Annotated in this window: 12 protein-coding genes; 7 read left to right on the top strand and 5 right to left on the bottom strand. The window is 58.4% G+C overall.

Annotated elements, in window-relative coordinates; all coding sequences use genetic code 11:
- Positions 1 to 252: 252 nt before the first annotated feature.
- The 4 genes from dnaA to gyrB are packed head-to-tail and all read left to right on the top strand — an operon-like array spanning position 253 to position 6,462.
- Positions 253 to 1,773 (top strand): chromosomal replication initiator protein DnaA, encoded by a 1,521-nt coding sequence (gene dnaA / locus H097_RS02875; protein ID WP_032857169.1) that lies wholly within the window; start codon positions 253 to 255, stop codon positions 1,771 to 1,773.
- A 39-nt stretch (positions 1,774 to 1,812) separates the two neighbouring features.
- The gene (dnaN, locus tag H097_RS02870; RefSeq protein ID WP_029290193.1) at positions 1,813 to 2,916 is read left to right on the top strand and encodes a DNA polymerase III subunit beta; all 1,104 of its coding nucleotides are present in this window, start codon (positions 1,813 to 1,815) and stop codon (positions 2,914 to 2,916) included.
- Positions 2,917 to 2,936: 20 nt separating this feature from the next.
- The gene (gene recF, locus H097_RS02865) at positions 2,937 to 4,040 is read left to right on the top strand and encodes a DNA replication/repair protein RecF (protein ID WP_032857167.1); all 1,104 of its coding nucleotides are present in this window, start codon (positions 2,937 to 2,939) and stop codon (positions 4,038 to 4,040) included.
- Between the two features lie 4 nt (positions 4,041 to 4,044).
- Positions 4,045 to 6,462, top strand: a complete 2,418-nt coding sequence (gyrB, locus tag H097_RS02860; protein WP_032857164.1) for a DNA topoisomerase (ATP-hydrolyzing) subunit B — start codon at positions 4,045 to 4,047, stop codon at positions 6,460 to 6,462.
- Between the two features lie 98 nt (positions 6,463 to 6,560).
- On the opposite strand, the gene H097_RS02855 is transcribed toward gyrB, so the two are convergent.
- The gene (locus H097_RS02855; protein ID WP_032857163.1) at positions 6,561 to 7,280 is read right to left on the bottom strand and encodes a response regulator transcription factor; all 720 of its coding nucleotides are present in this window, start codon (positions 7,278 to 7,280) and stop codon (positions 6,561 to 6,563) included.
- A gap of 199 nt (positions 7,281 to 7,479) precedes the next feature.
- Between H097_RS02855 and H097_RS02850 the strand changes: the two genes are divergently transcribed.
- The 3 genes from H097_RS02850 to H097_RS02840 all read left to right on the top strand — a co-directional run bounded on the left by H097_RS02850 (position 7,480) and on the right by H097_RS02840 (position 11,431).
- Positions 7,480 to 7,740 (top strand): hypothetical protein, encoded by a 261-nt coding sequence (locus tag H097_RS02850; protein WP_032857161.1) that lies wholly within the window; start codon positions 7,480 to 7,482, stop codon positions 7,738 to 7,740.
- A 370-nt stretch (positions 7,741 to 8,110) separates the two neighbouring features.
- Positions 8,111 to 9,109 (top strand): FecR domain-containing protein, encoded by a 999-nt coding sequence (locus tag H097_RS02845; protein WP_032857159.1) that lies wholly within the window; start codon positions 8,111 to 8,113, stop codon positions 9,107 to 9,109.
- Positions 9,110 to 9,127: 18 nt separating this feature from the next.
- Complete coding sequence (locus H097_RS02840; RefSeq protein ID WP_032857157.1) at positions 9,128 to 11,431, top strand: CHASE2 domain-containing protein; 2,304 nt, start codon at positions 9,128 to 9,130, stop codon at positions 11,429 to 11,431.
- Between the two features lie 169 nt (positions 11,432 to 11,600).
- On the opposite strand, the gene H097_RS02835 is transcribed toward H097_RS02840, so the two are convergent.
- The 4 genes from H097_RS02835 to glyQ form a co-directional block, all read right to left on the bottom strand.
- Positions 11,601 to 12,371 (bottom strand): lysophospholipid acyltransferase family protein, encoded by a 771-nt coding sequence (locus tag H097_RS02835; protein WP_032857155.1) that lies wholly within the window; start codon positions 12,369 to 12,371, stop codon positions 11,601 to 11,603.
- A gap of 82 nt (positions 12,372 to 12,453) precedes the next feature.
- Positions 12,454 to 12,993 carry a D-glycero-beta-D-manno-heptose 1,7-bisphosphate 7-phosphatase gene (gene gmhB / locus H097_RS02830; protein WP_169870889.1) on the bottom strand — a complete coding sequence of 180 codons (540 nt, stop codon included), beginning with the start codon at positions 12,991 to 12,993 and terminating at the stop codon, positions 12,454 to 12,456.
- Positions 12,993 to 15,047, bottom strand: a complete 2,055-nt coding sequence (gene glyS, locus H097_RS02825) for a glycine--tRNA ligase subunit beta (protein WP_032857153.1) — start codon at positions 15,045 to 15,047, stop codon at positions 12,993 to 12,995. The genes gmhB and glyS overlap by 1 nt, the downstream gene beginning before the upstream one ends.
- On the bottom strand, positions 15,044 to 15,997 hold the full coding sequence (glyQ, locus tag H097_RS02820) for a glycine--tRNA ligase subunit alpha (protein WP_032857150.1): 954 nt from the start codon (positions 15,995 to 15,997) through the stop codon (positions 15,044 to 15,046). The genes glyS and glyQ overlap by 4 nt, the downstream gene beginning before the upstream one ends.
- Between the last annotated feature and the right edge of the window lie 75 nt (positions 15,998 to 16,072).

The following is a 16,072-nucleotide window of genomic DNA, read 5'->3' as shown; positions in this document are numbered from 1 at the left end:
TATCGGATAAGCTGTGTGTGGAATGGGTACTTATCCACAGGCTGGTTACCCACAGACTTTCGACCCCACTTGTACAACGAGCTCAGGGGCGCTTATCCACAGAGCTTATGCACAGACCATTGGTCGCCTTTTTTATGGGTAAGGCATTGATTCTTGGTGGCCTGTGAGCAACCTACATGTGGATAAGTGGCCCGCTCGCCGCTACAATGGCGGCTGTTTTTGCCTCACCGGCTTTCAACTTAGGGGATATCCGTGTCAGTGGAACTTTGGCAGCAGTGCGTGGAGCTTTTGCGCGATGAGCTGCCTGCCCAGCAATTCAACACCTGGATCCGTCCGCTACAGGTCGAAGCCGAAGGCGACGAGTTGCGTGTCTACGCACCCAATCGTTTTGTTCTCGACTGGGTCAACGAGAAGTACCTGAGCCGCGTTCTCGAATTGTTCGACGAGCATGGCAACGGTATGGCTCCAGCCCTCTCCTTACTAATAGGTAGCAAACGCAGCTCGGCACCGCGTGCCGCTCCGAATGCACCCCTGGCTGCCGCTGCATCGCACGCCCAGGCTGCTGCGACGCCGGTCAACCACGCACCAGCACCTGCTGCGCCCGCCCCGAGCAAATCCGTGGCGCAAAAAAATGCGCCGGTCAGTGAAGAGCCGTCCCGCGACAGCTTCGACCCGATGGCAGGTGCCAGTTCGCAGCAGGCGCCAGTACGCGCCGAACAGCGCACAGTCCAGGTCGAAGGTGCGCTCAAGCACACCAGCTACCTGAACCGCACCTTTACCTTTGAAAATTTCGTCGAAGGTAAATCCAACCAACTGGCCCGTGCCGCGGCCTGGCAGGTTGCCGATAATCCCAAGCACGGTTACAACCCGCTCTTCCTTTATGGCGGTGTTGGCTTGGGTAAGACGCACTTGATGCACGCTGTGGGTAACCACCTATTAAAGAAGAACCCGAATGCCAAGGTCGTGTACCTGCACTCGGAGCGCTTCGTGGCCGACATGGTCAAGGCGTTGCAGCTCAATGCGATCAACGAATTCAAGCGCTTCTATCGCTCGGTCGATGCGCTGCTGATCGATGACATTCAATTCTTCGCGCGCAAGGAACGTTCCCAGGAAGAGTTTTTCCACACGTTCAATGCCCTGCTTGAAGGTGGCCAGCAGGTCATTCTCACCAGTGACCGTTACCCGAAGGAAATCGAAGGCCTGGAAGAGCGCTTAAAATCGCGCTTCGGCTGGGGCCTGACCGTTGCGGTAGAGCCGCCGGAACTGGAAACCCGGGTTGCGATCCTGATGAAAAAGGCCGATCAGGCGAAAGTCGATCTGCCTCATGACGCTGCATTCTTCATCGCCCAACGCATTCGCTCCAACGTGCGTGAGCTCGAAGGCGCGCTCAAGCGCGTCATCGCTCACTCGCACTTCATGGGCCGCGATATCACCATCGAGCTGATTCGCGAATCCTTGAAGGACTTGCTGGCACTGCAGGACAAACTGGTGAGTGTGGATAACATCCAGCGCACCGTGGCCGAGTACTACAAGATCAAGATTTCCGACCTGCTGTCCAAGCGCCGTTCGCGCTCGGTAGCCCGTCCCCGGCAGGTGGCCATGGCGCTCTCCAAGGAGCTGACCAACCATAGCCTGCCGGAAATCGGCGATGTGTTTGGTGGTCGCGACCACACCACGGTCTTGCACGCGTGCCGCAAGATCAACGAACTTAAGGAATCCGACGCGGATATTCGCGAGGACTACAAGAACCTGCTGCGTACACTGACCACTTGATGAACACCAGCGCAGCTTATTAAGGCAAGGGACTAGACCATGCATTTCACCATTCAACGCGAAGCCCTGTTGAAACCCCTGCAACTGGTCGCAGGCGTCGTCGAGCGCCGACAGACCTTGCCGGTGCTTTCCAACGTATTGTTGGTTGTCGAAGGCCAGCAGTTGTCCTTGACCGGTACCGACTTGGAAGTCGAACTGGTTGGCCGTGTACAGCTGGAAGAGCCCGCCGAGCCCGGCGAGATCACCGTGCCTGCGCGCAAGCTGATGGATATCTGCAAAAGCCTGCCCAATGACGCGCTGATCGACATCAAGGTTGATGAGCAGAAGCTGGTGGTCAAGGCCGGGCGTAGCCGTTTTACCCTGTCGACCTTGCCGGCCAATGACTTCCCGACGGTGGAAGAAGGTCCGGGCTCGTTGACCTGCAGCCTGGAGCAAAGCCGACTGCGTCGTTTGATCGAACGCACCAGCTTCGCCATGGCCCAGCAGGATGTGCGTTACTACCTCAACGGCATGCTGTTGGAAGTCTCCGAAGGCATCATCCGCGCCGTGGCTACTGACGGTCACCGTCTGGCAATGTGTTCGATGAAGGCCGATATCGGCCAGCCGGACCGCCACCAGGTCATCGTGCCGCGCAAAGGTATCCTGGAACTGGCGCGCCTGCTCACCGAGCCGGATGGCAATGTCAGCATCGTCCTGGGCCAGCATCACATCCGTGCGACCACGGGTGAGTTCACCTTCACATCCAAGCTGGTAGACGGTAAGTTCCCGGACTACGAGCGCGTACTGCCCAAAGGTGGTGACAAGCTGGTGATCGGTGATCGTCAGGCCCTGCGTGAAGCGTTCAGCCGTACCGCGATCCTGTCCAACGAAAAGTACCGCGGTATTCGCCTGCAATTGGCCAATGGTCAATTGAAAATCCAGGCCAACAACCCGGAGCAGGAAGAAGCCGAAGAAGAAATCAGCGTTGATTACAACGGTGGCTCGCTGGAGATTGGCTTCAACGTGAGCTACCTGCTGGATGTGCTGGGTGTGATGACGACCGAACAGGTTCGCCTGATCCTGTCCGACTCTAATAGCAGTGCTCTGGTGCAAGAATCCGATAACGACGACTCGGCTTATGTTGTTATGCCGATGCGCCTGTAATCATGCTCAGCAGAAGCTAGATGTCCCTCAGTCGCGTCTCGGTCACCGCGGTGCGCAATCTGCACCCGGTGACCTTCTCTCCCTCCCCCCGCATCAATATCCTCCACGGCGCCAATGGCAGTGGCAAAACCAGCGTGCTGGAAGCCATTCATCTGCTGGGCCTGGCTCGTTCCTTTCGCAGCGCCCGTTTGTTGCCGGTGATTCAATACGAACAATTGGCGTGCACCGTATTTGGCCAGGTTGAACTGGCGCAAGGCGGGCATAGCAGCCTGGGGATATCCCGTGATCGCCAGGGGGAGTTCCAGATCCGTATCGATGGGCAGAATGCGCGCAGTGCGGCGCAACTGGCGGAAATCCTGCCTCTGCAATTGATCAACCCTGACAGCTTCCGCTTGCTGGAGGGGGCACCCAAAATTCGCCGGCAGTTCCTCGATTGGGGAGTGTTCCACGTGGAACCGCGGTTCATGGCCACTTGGCAGCGCCTGCAGAAGGCCCTGCGGCAGCGGAACTCATGGCTGCGGCATGGTACACTTGACGCCGCTTCGCAAGCGGCCTGGGACCGTGAACTGTGCCTGGCCAGCGACGAAATAGATGAATACCGCCGCGCCTATATCAAAGCCTTGAAACCAGTCTTTGAACAGACCTTGAGTGAGTTGTTGGAACTTGAGGGGCTGACGTTGAGCTACTACCGCGGTTGGGATAAAGAGCGAGAGCTGAGTGCAGTGCTCGCAACGTCCCTGCAACGGGATCAGCAAATAGGTCATACGCAGGCTGGACCCCAACGAGCTGATCTGCGCCTTAGATTAGGTGCACATAACGCTGCGGACATCTTGTCTCGCGGTCAGCAAAAACTGGTGGTCTGTGCTTTACGTATTGCCCAGGGGCATTTGGTCAGCCAAGCCCGGCGAGGCCAATGTATTTATCTGGTGGATGACTTGCCGTCCGAGTTGGACGAGCAACACCGCCGCGCGCTATGCCGCTTGTTGGAAGACTTACGCTGCCAGGTGTTTATCACCTGTGTAGATCACGAATTATTGAGGGAAGGCTGGCAGACGGAAACGCCAGTCGCTTTGTTCCACGTGGAACAGGGCCGTATCACCCAGACCCACGACCATCGGGAGTGAAGGCATGAGCGAAGAAAACACGTACGACTCGACCAGCATTAAAGTGCTGAAAGGTTTGGATGCCGTACGCAAACGTCCCGGTATGTACATTGGCGACACCGATGATGGTAGCGGTCTGCACCACATGGTGTTCGAGGTGGTCGACAACTCCATCGACGAAGCACTGGCCGGCCACTGCGACGACATCAGCATCATTATCCACCCGGACGAGTCCATCACCGTACGCGACAACGGTCGCGGCATTCCGGTAGATGTGCATAAAGAAGAAGGCGTATCGGCGGCAGAGGTCATCATGACTGTGCTCCACGCCGGCGGTAAGTTCGATGACAACTCCTACAAAGTATCCGGCGGCTTGCACGGTGTAGGTGTGTCGGTGGTAAACGCCCTGTCGGAAGAACTGATCCTGACCGTTCGCCGTAGTGGCAAGATCTGGGAACAGACCTACGTCCATGGTGTGCCTCAGGCACCGATGGCGATCGTTGGTGACAGCGAAACCACCGGTACCCAGATTCACTTCAAGCCTTCGGCTGACACCTTCAAGAATATCCACTTCAGCTGGGACATTCTGGCCAAGCGGATTCGTGAACTGTCCTTCCTCAACTCCGGTGTGGGTATCGTCCTCAAGGACGAGCGCAGCGGCAAGGAAGAACTGTTCAAGTACGAAGGCGGCCTGCGTGCGTTCGTTGAATACCTGAACACCAACAAGACTGCGGTCAACCAGGTGTTTCACTTCAACATCCAGCGTGAAGACGGCATCGGCGTGGAAATCGCCCTGCAGTGGAACGACAGCTTCAACGAGAACCTGTTGTGCTTCACCAACAACATTCCTCAGCGCGATGGCGGTACTCACCTGGTGGGTTTCCGTTCCGCCCTGACGCGTAACCTGAACACCTACATCGAAGCTGAAGGCCTGGCGAAGAAGCACAAAGTCGCCACCACCGGTGATGATGCGCGTGAAGGCCTGACCGCAATTATTTCGGTCAAGGTTCCGGATCCGAAGTTCAGCTCCCAGACCAAAGACAAACTGGTTTCTTCCGAAGTGAAGACCGCTGTCGAACAGGAAATGGGTAAGTACTTCTCTGACTTCCTGCTGGAAAACCCCAACGAAGCCAAGCTGGTCGTCGGCAAGATGATCGATGCGGCGCGGGCTCGTGAAGCGGCGCGTAAAGCCCGTGAAATGACTCGTCGTAAAGGCGCGCTGGATATTGCTGGCCTGCCGGGCAAACTTGCGGACTGCCAGGAGAAGGACCCTGCCCTCTCCGAGCTGTACTTGGTGGAAGGTGACTCTGCTGGCGGTTCCGCCAAGCAGGGTCGCAACCGTCGCACCCAGGCGATCCTGCCGTTGAAGGGCAAGATCCTCAACGTCGAGAAAGCCCGTTTCGACAAGATGATTTCCTCCCAGGAAGTCGGCACCTTGATCACCGCCCTGGGCTGTGGCATTGGTCGCGACGAGTACAACATCGACAAGCTGCGCTACCACAACATCATCATCATGACCGATGCTGACGTCGACGGTTCGCACATCCGTACCCTGTTGCTGACCTTCTTCTTCCGTCAGTTGCCAGAGCTGATCGAGCGTGGCTACATCTACATCGCCCAGCCACCGTTGTACAAAGTGAAAAAGGGCAAGCAAGAGCAATACATCAAAGACGACGACGCCATGGAAGAGTACATGACGCAGTCGGCCCTGGAAGATGCCAGCCTGCACTTGAACGACGAAGCCCCGGGCATCTCCGGTGAGGCGCTGGAGCGCCTGGTAAACGACTTCCGTATGGTGATGAAGACTCTCAAGCGTTTGTCGCGCCTGTACCCTCAGGAGCTGACCGAGCACTTCATCTACCTGCCAGCTGTCAGCCTGGAACAGTTGGGCGATCACGCAGCGATGCAGGATTGGCTGGCCCAGTACGAAGTCCGTCTGCGCACTGTCGAGAAGTCCGGCCTGGTCTACAAAGCCAGCCTGCGTGAAGACCGTGAACGTAACGTCTGGTTGCCAGAGGTCGAACTGATCTCCCACGGTCTGTCGAACTACGTCACCTTCAACCGCGACTTCTTCGGCAGCAACGACTACAAGACCGTAGTTACCCTGGGCGCGCAACTGAGCACCCTGCTGGACGACGGCGCTTATATTCAGCGTGGCGAACGCAAGAAGCAGGTCAAAGAGTTCAAGGAAGCACTGGACTGGTTGATGGCTGAAAGCACCAAGCGTCACACCATTCAGCGATACAAAGGTCTGGGCGAGATGAACCCGGATCAGTTGTGGGAAACCACCATGGACCCAGCGCAGCGTCGCATGTTGCGTGTGACCATCGAAGACGCCATTGGCGCGGACCAGATCTTCAACACCCTGATGGGTGATGCGGTCGAGCCACGTCGTGACTTCATCGAGAGCAATGCCCTGGCAGTGTCCAACCTGGACTTCTGATAACGCCATTGCGAAACAAAAAAGGCCAACGTCAAACGTTGGCCTTTTTTATTGCCCGGATTTCAGGCCTTTTTAAAATGCTCCACGTGGAACATTAGCTATGCCGTAGCCGCGGTCACGCTCTCCAATCGATAGCCATACCCATAGATCGTCAGTAACTGCCAACCCCGTTCCGGCGTCAGTCCAAGCTTGTTTCGTAGTCGATAGATATGGGTATCCAACGGCCGCGAAGACACCATTTCTTCATGGGTCCAGAACCGTTCATAGAGATATTCCCGGGACAGCGGCCGCGCCAGGTTGGCGAACAGGCAGCGTGCCAGGCGGTATTCCCTTTCGGTCAGGTTGATTGGATCACCGGCGCGGCTGACCGTCAGCTCGGCATCGTCGAAGGTCAGGTCGTTGAAAACCAGCACTTCGGTTGCAGCAGATTTCTGCAGGCCGTGACGACGCAAGACTGCACTCACCCGGGCCTTTAGCTCGTTGGGGCGAAACGGTTTGCTGACATAGTCATCAGCGCCGCTGTTCAGTGCCTGGACGATATCGCTCTCGGCATCGCGGCTGGTCAGCATGATCACGGGAGGGGGCGCCTCCATGTGTTCACGGGTCCAGCGCAGGATCGCGATGCCGCTCAGGTCCGGCAACTGCCAGTCGAGTACCAGTAAATCGAAAGTTTCTCGGCGCAGTTGGCGCAGCAAGTCTTCGCCGCGCTCGAAGCAATGCAGCGTCCATGGCTGCTCCGAGGCACTTGGGATTTGTCGCAGTGTCTGTTCCACCCGCCGCAATTCGGCAGGTTCGTCATCCAGTATCGCGACACGCATGGGAGGGTCCTTTCTTCTTGAAGAATGTTGCAGCGGTTGAAGAGAGCGTACTAGTTCACCGTTGAATCTGAACAATTATGGCCAGTTTCTCAAGTCCCCTGAATCTCTCGGTACGCTGATATCAAATAGCCCTAAGGCCGTTAAACATCGTGTACCCAGCTGGAAAGATACCGGCTCAAGCCCCTCAGGAAAAGGATCAATGGCAATCAGGTTTTATGCGCTGTCGGGACGAGTGAGTCTCGTGCAGAAGGTCAGTGTGTGGGGAAAGATGTTGATCTTGGTGGTGGCCACAGGTTTGGGGACGGAAATGGTGGATGCCCGTAGTGCTCCTGCCGAGCCAGTTCAAGTGTACAGCGAGTCTGTAGACGCCCTTGGTTACGCTGGATTCTGGGAAGTAGATGCCCCGCAAGGTGTTCAACAAGGCAGCGTGCTTGACCAGGACCAACGCTGGATCTTTTAAATCTGAACAAATGTTGCGATGCCGCCCTATGCACCTTGCTTGTAGGTAAATTCTCTATTGCTGAGTGACCACAGGGAGGGCGCACGCGGGAAGCGCGCTCGATACAGGGACGTATCATCCGTAGTCCGGAGCTTGTTCGGGCTGCTGTCGGAGGGATGTGAGGGACAGTATTTCTTCGATGTATACCCGGTTCGGCCTTGCCGATTCGGCAGACACAGGGATGTGTCACCTTCCCCGTAAAACCCGTCATGCCTTCTACGGCTATCGAGTGCGATACGTCATCGGGTATCGTAGGCATCATTCAAGGTCCTGCCACCGCAAGACGCTTTCTGAACGTGCAGTCTGATGAACCTTTAGAACTAGACCCTTGATGAGCACCATGACTCTCTCTCCCCGTCACTATCGCTCTGCCCTTTCCTCGCTGCTGGGCTCAGGCCTGGTCCTGGCGCTCTGTATCAACAGTCCCTTGGCCTTGGCCAAAAAATCTGCACCTGTGCGTGCGCCCTACATTGATGACAACCTGCTGTGCAGGGCGCAACCGCTGCCTGCTGTAGTCCAGCACCTCAACGGTGAAGCCTGGAAGCTGGATGCCAAGGGGCGCCCCAGTGTGTTGGAAGAAGGCATGCTGATCGATGAGCAGGAAAGTGTAAAAACCTCGCCATCGGCGTTTGTCAGCTTGTTGCTGGGTGATGGCTCGCGGATTGTCCTGCCCTCCAGCTCCGAGGTGCGTTTGCACCTGGTGGAGGAGCAGGCTATACCCCAGGTAATCCTGCAACAAGGGCAAGTGGAAGCCTACGTACTCAAGCGTGCCAGCGACTATGACCGTTTTCAGATCGTGACCCCGGTGGGCGTACTGGGTGTGCGCGGTACGCACTTCCGTGTGCGTAACGACGATCAGCAATCGGTCGTCGAGGTGCTCAACGGTCAGGTAGCCGCCAGCCGTACCGAACCGCATCCGGTGGGCAAACAGCTCAAGAAAAAACCGCAGACGGGCCCGGTGGAAGGTGAGTTGAAGGTCGGTGCCCGACAAGGGGTGCTGCTCAAGACACAGGGTGAGTTGAAGACGGTCGACCTATTGCCCGCTCCGCGCCTGATGGGCCAGGACGGCCAGAAAGGCGACGCGCCGGTCTGGACGTTGATCCTGCATCCGCAACCGGGTGCCCGGCGCTATCGTGCGCAAGTGGCTACCGATACAACGTTCATGAACATCAAGCAGGAAAACTTCTCCAGTGAGCCGCGCTTGAGCTTCACTGGACTGAAGGCCTCGTTCTATCACGTTCGCGTGTCGGCCTTCGATGACCAGGGACTGGAAGGAGAAGCAGGCGTTTATGACATCTTCTATTACCCACCTGCCACCCGTGTGCAGTAGCACCGCGGCGTTCGGACGGTGAAGTGGTGGCGTCGGGCTGAACAGCGCCAGCCGACCCAGGCCCAGCGCCTGTTCAATGGCCTGGTCAGGGAATGGCTGTGGATCAGCCTGCTCCTGCTGCCGCTGACGGCCTTTCTCTCCCTGAGCCCCGGGCTTTCCCTGAATAACCTGTTGTATGACAGCCTGCGGCGCCTGGCGCCGTTACCCGTGGACTCGCGGATTCTGTTGGTGACCATTGACGACATGAGTCTCAAGGAACTCGGCCAATGGCCCTGGTCACGCCGCCTGCACGCTGATCTGCTTGACCATTTAAGTGCCGCCAAGCCTGCGGGGATCCTGTTCGATGTGATCTTCAGCGAGCCGGCGCGCGAGCCTGCCAACGACCAACGCCTGGCTCAGGCCATCTGCAATGCCGGCAATGTGTTGTTGCCTTTGATTCGCGAAGGCACGCAGCGCCTGGGGCAACCTGTGACACAGATCCTGCCCGTGCAGCCCTTGCGTGATTGCGCCAGGAGCGTTGGCCATATCAACGTTGAAGCTGACAGCGACGGCATTGTGCGTAGCCTGTACCTGCGTGAGGGGCCTCCTGGGCAACTGGTACCGCAATTGGCCTGGCTGGCGTTCGAACTGACTGGCCAGCAAACCGATATGCCCGGGTTGTCAGTGGCGTCTGGCGATACTGATTGGCAGCGGGACAATGCCATCCGTATTCCGTTTATCGCTGCCGATGAGGGCTTTCCCAGCGTCCCTTATGTCAGCGTCCTGCGCGGTGAAGTCCCGGCTCAACTGTTGCGTGATCGCGTGATTCTGGTGGGGGCTATCGCGCCCGGCATGGGTGATCGTTATGTAACGCCGCTGTCGGCCAGCGTCGGTACTACACCGGGTGTGGAGATTCAGGCCAATATCCTCAACGGGCTGCTGCAAGACCGCAGTATTACGGTGTTTCCAACGTGGCTGGCCACGCTGTTGTCCACCTCGATGGTGGCATTGCTGATGGGCTTGTTGCTGTTGCGCCCACGCTACGCGCTGTGGCTGACCCTGGCCTGCATGAGCACTGCCCTCCTCGCCTCCTGGGGCTTGTTGCGCCTGGGCCACTGGTGGTCGCCAGCCGCCACGCTGATCGGCATGCTGCTGGGCTACCTGATCTGGAACTGGCGCCGCCTGAGCGTGATCCTGGCCTATTTCGGCTGGGAACTGGCGCGTCTCGACAGCGAACCCAAGGTGTTGCCGGAACGCCGCCGTGTCCCCGTCAGTAGTGGCGACGTGTTGCAGGGCCGCATTGTGGCTTTGGAGCAAGCCGTCAGCCGTACCCGCGACACCCGGCGCTTCATGGCTGATGGCCTGGAATGCCTGGCGGTCGCTACGCTGATCACCGATCCGCAGGGCGATATCCTGCTGGCCAACCGCATTGCCCGCGATGTGTTTGGCAACGAACTGATTTCCGAAAACCTGCTGGAGCAGCTGGCGGCGCTGGGTTATCCACCGTTGCAAGGCAAGCTCGATACACCGCTGTCAGCCCTGGAAATCGTCGAATTCCGAGATATCCAGCAACGCAGCCTGCGCCTGGAGCTTGCCCCGTTGCTACCGGCTGACGGGGACATTGCACTGGGCTGGTTGCTGAGCCTGACCGACCTGAGCGTCGAACGTGATGCCCAACAGCAACGTGAAACCCTGCTGCAGTTCCTGTCCCATGACCTGCGGGCACCCCACTCGGCAATCCTGGCGTTGCTGGACGTGCAGCGGCATGAGGCCACAGACGTCACGCAGGTGTTTACCCAGATCGAGCAGCAAGTGCGCCGCGCGTTGAACTTGACCGAGTCGTTCGTGCAACTGGCCAAGGCTGAGTCCGACGGCTACCAATTCCAGCCCAGCCTGTTTGCGATGCTGGTACTCGATGCGTTTGACCAGGTGGCGTTGTTGGCCCAATTGAAAAATATCCAATTGGTCCATGACCTGGACGAGGCCGGTGAAGACATGGTCCTGGCGGATCAATCGCTGTTGACCCGTGCCTTGTTCAACCTGATCCAGAACGCGATCAAATACAGCCCATCCGGCACCACGGTTACGGTGAGGCTCGAACGTAACGACCAAGGGTTGGTGTGCCATATCCAGGATCAAGGCCCAGGTATTGCGGCTGAAGAACTACCTGAGTTGTTCAGCCAGTACCGACGCTTTGCCTCGTCTCAGGGCAGTGAAGGCTTGGGCTTGGGGCTGACGATGGTCAAGGCGGTAATGGATCGCCACGGTGGCCGTATCGGCTGTGAGAGTGTGGTGGGGCAAGGTACGGTTTTCAGCCTGCAATTGCCGGTGTGGGAAGAGTAAAAAGTTGTGCATAAAAAACCGGCCACAAGGGCCGGTCTTTAAGTGCCTGCAAAACTTATGCACGTTTTTCGCTGTTTTATTAGCTTAAGAAATATGTAATAAAATCATAAGCCTACAAGCTAAAAACTGCATTTCGCCAACAAACCGTACACAGGTTATCCACAGAACGTCAGATCACTGCCTGGTCTTCTGCAACCGGTAGTGGCGGCAGCGAACCCATGGCCCGCTGTTGCGCTTCATTCCAGGCCGCCGCGCGGTCATTGAGCGCTGCAATTGCACGCGGTCCTTCCCCTTCGGCATACATCGGCTCGCCGATCACCACGGTGATGGTGCCTTTACGCTTGGCCCAGCCTTCCTTGGGCCAGAACTTGCCAGCATTGTGAGCAATCGGCAGCACCGGCAGGTTGGCGTTGACGGCCAATGCCGTACCACCTCGTGAGAACTTGCCTACAGTGCCAAAGGGCACGCGGGTGCCTTCAGGGAAGATCAGTACCCAAACACCGTCCTTGAGCAACTCGTCACCCTTCTTCGCCACATGCTTGAGTGCGGCCTTGGGGTTGTCCCGGTCGATAGCAATCGGGCGCAACATGGCCATGGCCCAGCCAAAGAACGGTACGAACAGCAACTCACGCTTGAGCACCTGGCTCAGGGGCGAGAAGTAGGCAGAAAGGAAAAAGGTTTCCCAGGTGCTCTGGTGGTTCGACAGGATCACGCACGGCTGGTCCGGGACATTCTCGGCGCCCTTGACCTCGAAACGAATACCCAGGAACACCTTGGACAGCCACAACGCGCAGCGGCACCAATAGACGTTGATAAAGCGATAGCGCGCCTTGAATGGCAAAAAGGGCGCAATAAAAAAGCTCAGGGTGCACCAGAGAAACGAACTGGTGCCCAGTAGCAGGTAAAAGAAGAAGGTTCTGATGGCCTGCAAAATCGACATGGCAGCATTTACCGTTGCGGGACAACGCCCGCCTGTTAAAAGTGCACTCCCGAACAGTCCTTGGTCAGGAAGTCGAGGGCGACTAGTTGTTGATAAGTTCTGCGGCAACCGCCGCCAGATCGTCAAAAATCAAGGTGCCTACCGGCAGGTTTTTCGCCTGGGTCTTTTCGCCTTTTCCGGTTTTTACCAAAACTGGCTGAGAGTCGACGGCTTTGGCCGCCTCCAGGTCACCGAGACTGTCCCCGACGAACCATATCCCAGCCAGGGGCACCTTGTAATGTTCTGAAATGATTTTCAACATGCCAGGCTTGGGTTTGCGGCAATCGCAGCCCTCGTCCGGTCCATGGGGGCAGTACACAACCAGCCCCACCTCACCGCCCTGCTCTGCCACCAACGTGCGCAGGCGCGCGTGCATGGCGTCCAGGGTGGCGATGTCGTAGTAGCCGCGAGCGATGCCGGACTGGTTGGTAGCAATGGCTACCGTCCAGCCGGCCTTGCTCAACTGCGCGATGGCCTCGATCGAGCCGGGCAGCGGGATCCACTCCTCCACCGACTTGATGTAAGCGTCGGAGTCATAGTTGATCACCCCGTCCCGATCGAGAATCAGCAGTTTCAACATGATCAGCTCAGCGTCGAAATGTCAGCGATGTTGACGAACAAGCCGCGCAGGCGCGCCAACATGGCGTAGCGGTTTTTGCGCACGCCAGCATCTTCGGCATTGATCATCACCGCTTCGAAGAACGCATCCACCGGCTCACGCAAGGTGGCCAGGCGCGCCAGGGCTTCGGCGTAGTTGCGTTCGGCGATCAGCGGTTTCACTGCGTTCTCTGCCTTGGCAATAGCCGAGTTCAGCGAGAACTCCTTGGCATCGGCAAACAGGCCAGGGTCGACCTCGACAGAACCGGCGTTGTCGGCCTTGCTCAGCAGGTTCGACACACGCTTGTTCACGGCGGCCAGGGCATCGGCTTCCGGCAACTTGCGGAACGCTTGTACGGCTTGTACGCGTTGGTCGAAGTCCAGCGCCGAACCCGGTTGCAGGGCACGTACCGACAGGTAGACGGAAACGTCCACGCCTTCGTCTTCGTAGCGCGCACGCAGGCGGTCGAACACGAACTCCAGCACTTGCTCGGCCAAACCGGCTTGCTTGACCTTGCCACCGAACTGGCCAACCGCGAACACCACGGCCTGGGTCAGGTCGAGGTCCAGTTTCTTGTCGATCAGGATGCGCAGCACGCCCAGGGCCGCACGGCGCAGGGCATACGGGTCTTTGCTGCCGGTAGGCAACATGCCGATACCGAAGATACCGACCAGGGTGTCCAGCTTGTCGGCGATGGCTACGGCCGCACCGGTGAGGGTGCTTGGCAGCTCGGCACCGGCACCACGTGGCATGTACTGCTCGTTCAAGGCCAGGGCGACGTCTTCAGGCTCGCCGTCATTGAGCGCGTAGTAGTAACCGGCAACGCCTTGCATTTCCGGGAACTCGCCGACCATCTCGGTGGCCAGGTCGCATTTGCACAGCAGGCCGGCGCGCGCGGCCAGGGCAGCATCGCCGCCAATGCGTGGCGCGATGTAGGCCGCCAGCTTGGAAACCCGCACAGCCTTGTCGTAGACGCTGCCCAGCTTCTCCTGGAACACCACGTTCTGCAGGCGCAGGTTGAAGTCTTCGAGCTTTTGCTTCTTGTCTTGCTTGAAGAAGAACTCGGCGTCGGTCAGGCGCGGGCGCACGACTTTTTCGTTACCGGCGATGATCTGCTGCGGGTCCTTGCTTTCGATGTTGGCCACGGTGATAAAGCGCGGCAGCAACTTGCCATCCACGTCCAGCAGGCAGAAGTACTTCTGGTTGTCCTGCATGGTGGTGATCAGGGCTTCTTGCGGTACATCGAGGAAGCGCTCTTCAAACGAGCACACCAGCGGCACAGGCCACTCGACCAGCGCGGTCACTTCGTCGAGCAGGCTTGGCGGCACGATGGCGGTGCCTTCCTGCAGGCGGGCCAGCTCTTCGGTGCGCTTGCTGATCAGCTCGCGACGCTCGTTGGCATCGGCCAGCACATAGGCAGCGCGCAGGTCATTGAGGTAGTTGGCGGGTGCGCTGATACGCACGCTGTGCGGATGGTGGAAGCGATGACCACGGGAATCGCGGCCGGCCTTCTGGGCGAGGATGGTGCAATCGATGACGTCATCACCGAGCAGCATCACCAGCCATTGGGTCGGGCGTACGAATTCTTCTTTGCGCGCACCCCAGCGCATGCGCTTGGGAATCGGCAGGTCGTTCAGCGAGTCTTCAACGATGGTCGGCAGCAGGCTGGCGGTCGGCTTGCCGGTGATGACCTGGCTGAAACGCAGTTTCGGGCCGCTCTGGTCGATCTCGCTCAGCTCTACACCACACTTCTTGGCAAAACCCAGGGCGGCCTGGGTCGGGTTGCCGTCGGCATCGAAGGCAGCCTGGCGTGGCGGGCCGTCGAGGTTGATGCTGCGGTCCGGCTGCTGGGTTTGCAGCGCGGTCAGCAACACCGCCAGACGACGTGGCGCGGCGTAGACCTTCTTGGCTTCAAACGTCAGGCCTGCAGCCAGCAGACCTTTTTCGATACCGGCCAAAAATGCATCGGCCAGGGTGTTCAGGGCCTTGGGTGGCAGCTCTTCGGTGCCCAGTTCAACCAGGAAATCTTGAGCACTCATTGTGCAGCCTCCAGCTTAGCCAACACTTCATCACGCAAATCCGGGGTGGCCATCGGGAAGCCCAGCTTGGCGCGAGCCAGCAGGTAGGCTTGGGCGACGGCACGCGCCAGGGTGCGTACACGCAGGATGTATTGCTGGCGCGCGGTTACCGAGATGGCACGGCGGGCGTCCAGCAGGTTGAAGGTATGGGACGCCTTCAACACCATTTCATAGCTTGGCAACGGCAGCGGCTGGTCGAGTTCGATCAGGCGCTTGGCTTCGCTTTCATAGAAGTCGAACAGTTCGAACAGCTTCTCGACGTTGGCGTGTTCGAAGTTGTAGGTCGATTGCTCCACTTCGTTCTGGTGGAACACATCGCCGTAGGTCACTTTGCCGAACGGGCCGTCAGCCCACACCAGGTCGTAGACCGAATCCACGCCTTGCAGGTACATGGCCAGGCGCTCAAGGCCGTAGGTGATCTCGCCGGTTACCGGGTAGCACTCGATGCCACCGGCTTGCTGGAAGTAAGTGAACTGCGTCACTTCCATGCCATTGAGCCAGACTTCCCAGCCCAGGCCCCAGGCGCCCAGGGTTGGCGACTCCCAGTTGTCTTCGACGAAACGGATGTCGTGGACCAGCGGGTCCAGGCCGACATGCTTCAACGAGCCCAGGTACAACTCCTGGAAGTTGTCCGGGTTCGGCTTGAGGACGACCTGGAACTGATAGTAGTGCTGCAGGCGGTTGGGGTTTTCGCCGTAGCGGCCGTCAGTCGGGCGACGACTGGGCTGCACATAAGCGGCGTTCCAGGTTTCCGGGCCGATGGCCCGCAGGAATGTTGCGGTGTGGAAAGTGCCGGCGCCTACTTCCATATCGTAGGGCTGAAGTACCACACAACCTTGCTCGGCCCAGTATTGCTGGAGGGCGAGGATCAAGTCTTGGAAGGTACGCACGGCTGGCGTAGGCTGGCTCACAAAATTCACCTGTTACTTGGGCTGCGATTTAAAGGGCGGCAGTATACCCGATTCGGCCCTGCCACCACTCCCTGG

The sequence above is a fragment of the Pseudomonas sp. FH4 genome, from assembly GCF_000510915.2.
Lineage (GTDB): Bacteria > Pseudomonadota > Gammaproteobacteria > Pseudomonadales > Pseudomonadaceae > Aquipseudomonas > Aquipseudomonas brenneri.
The sequence above is the reverse complement of the archived record's forward strand: the minus strand, read 5'-3'. Positions and strand labels throughout refer to the sequence as shown.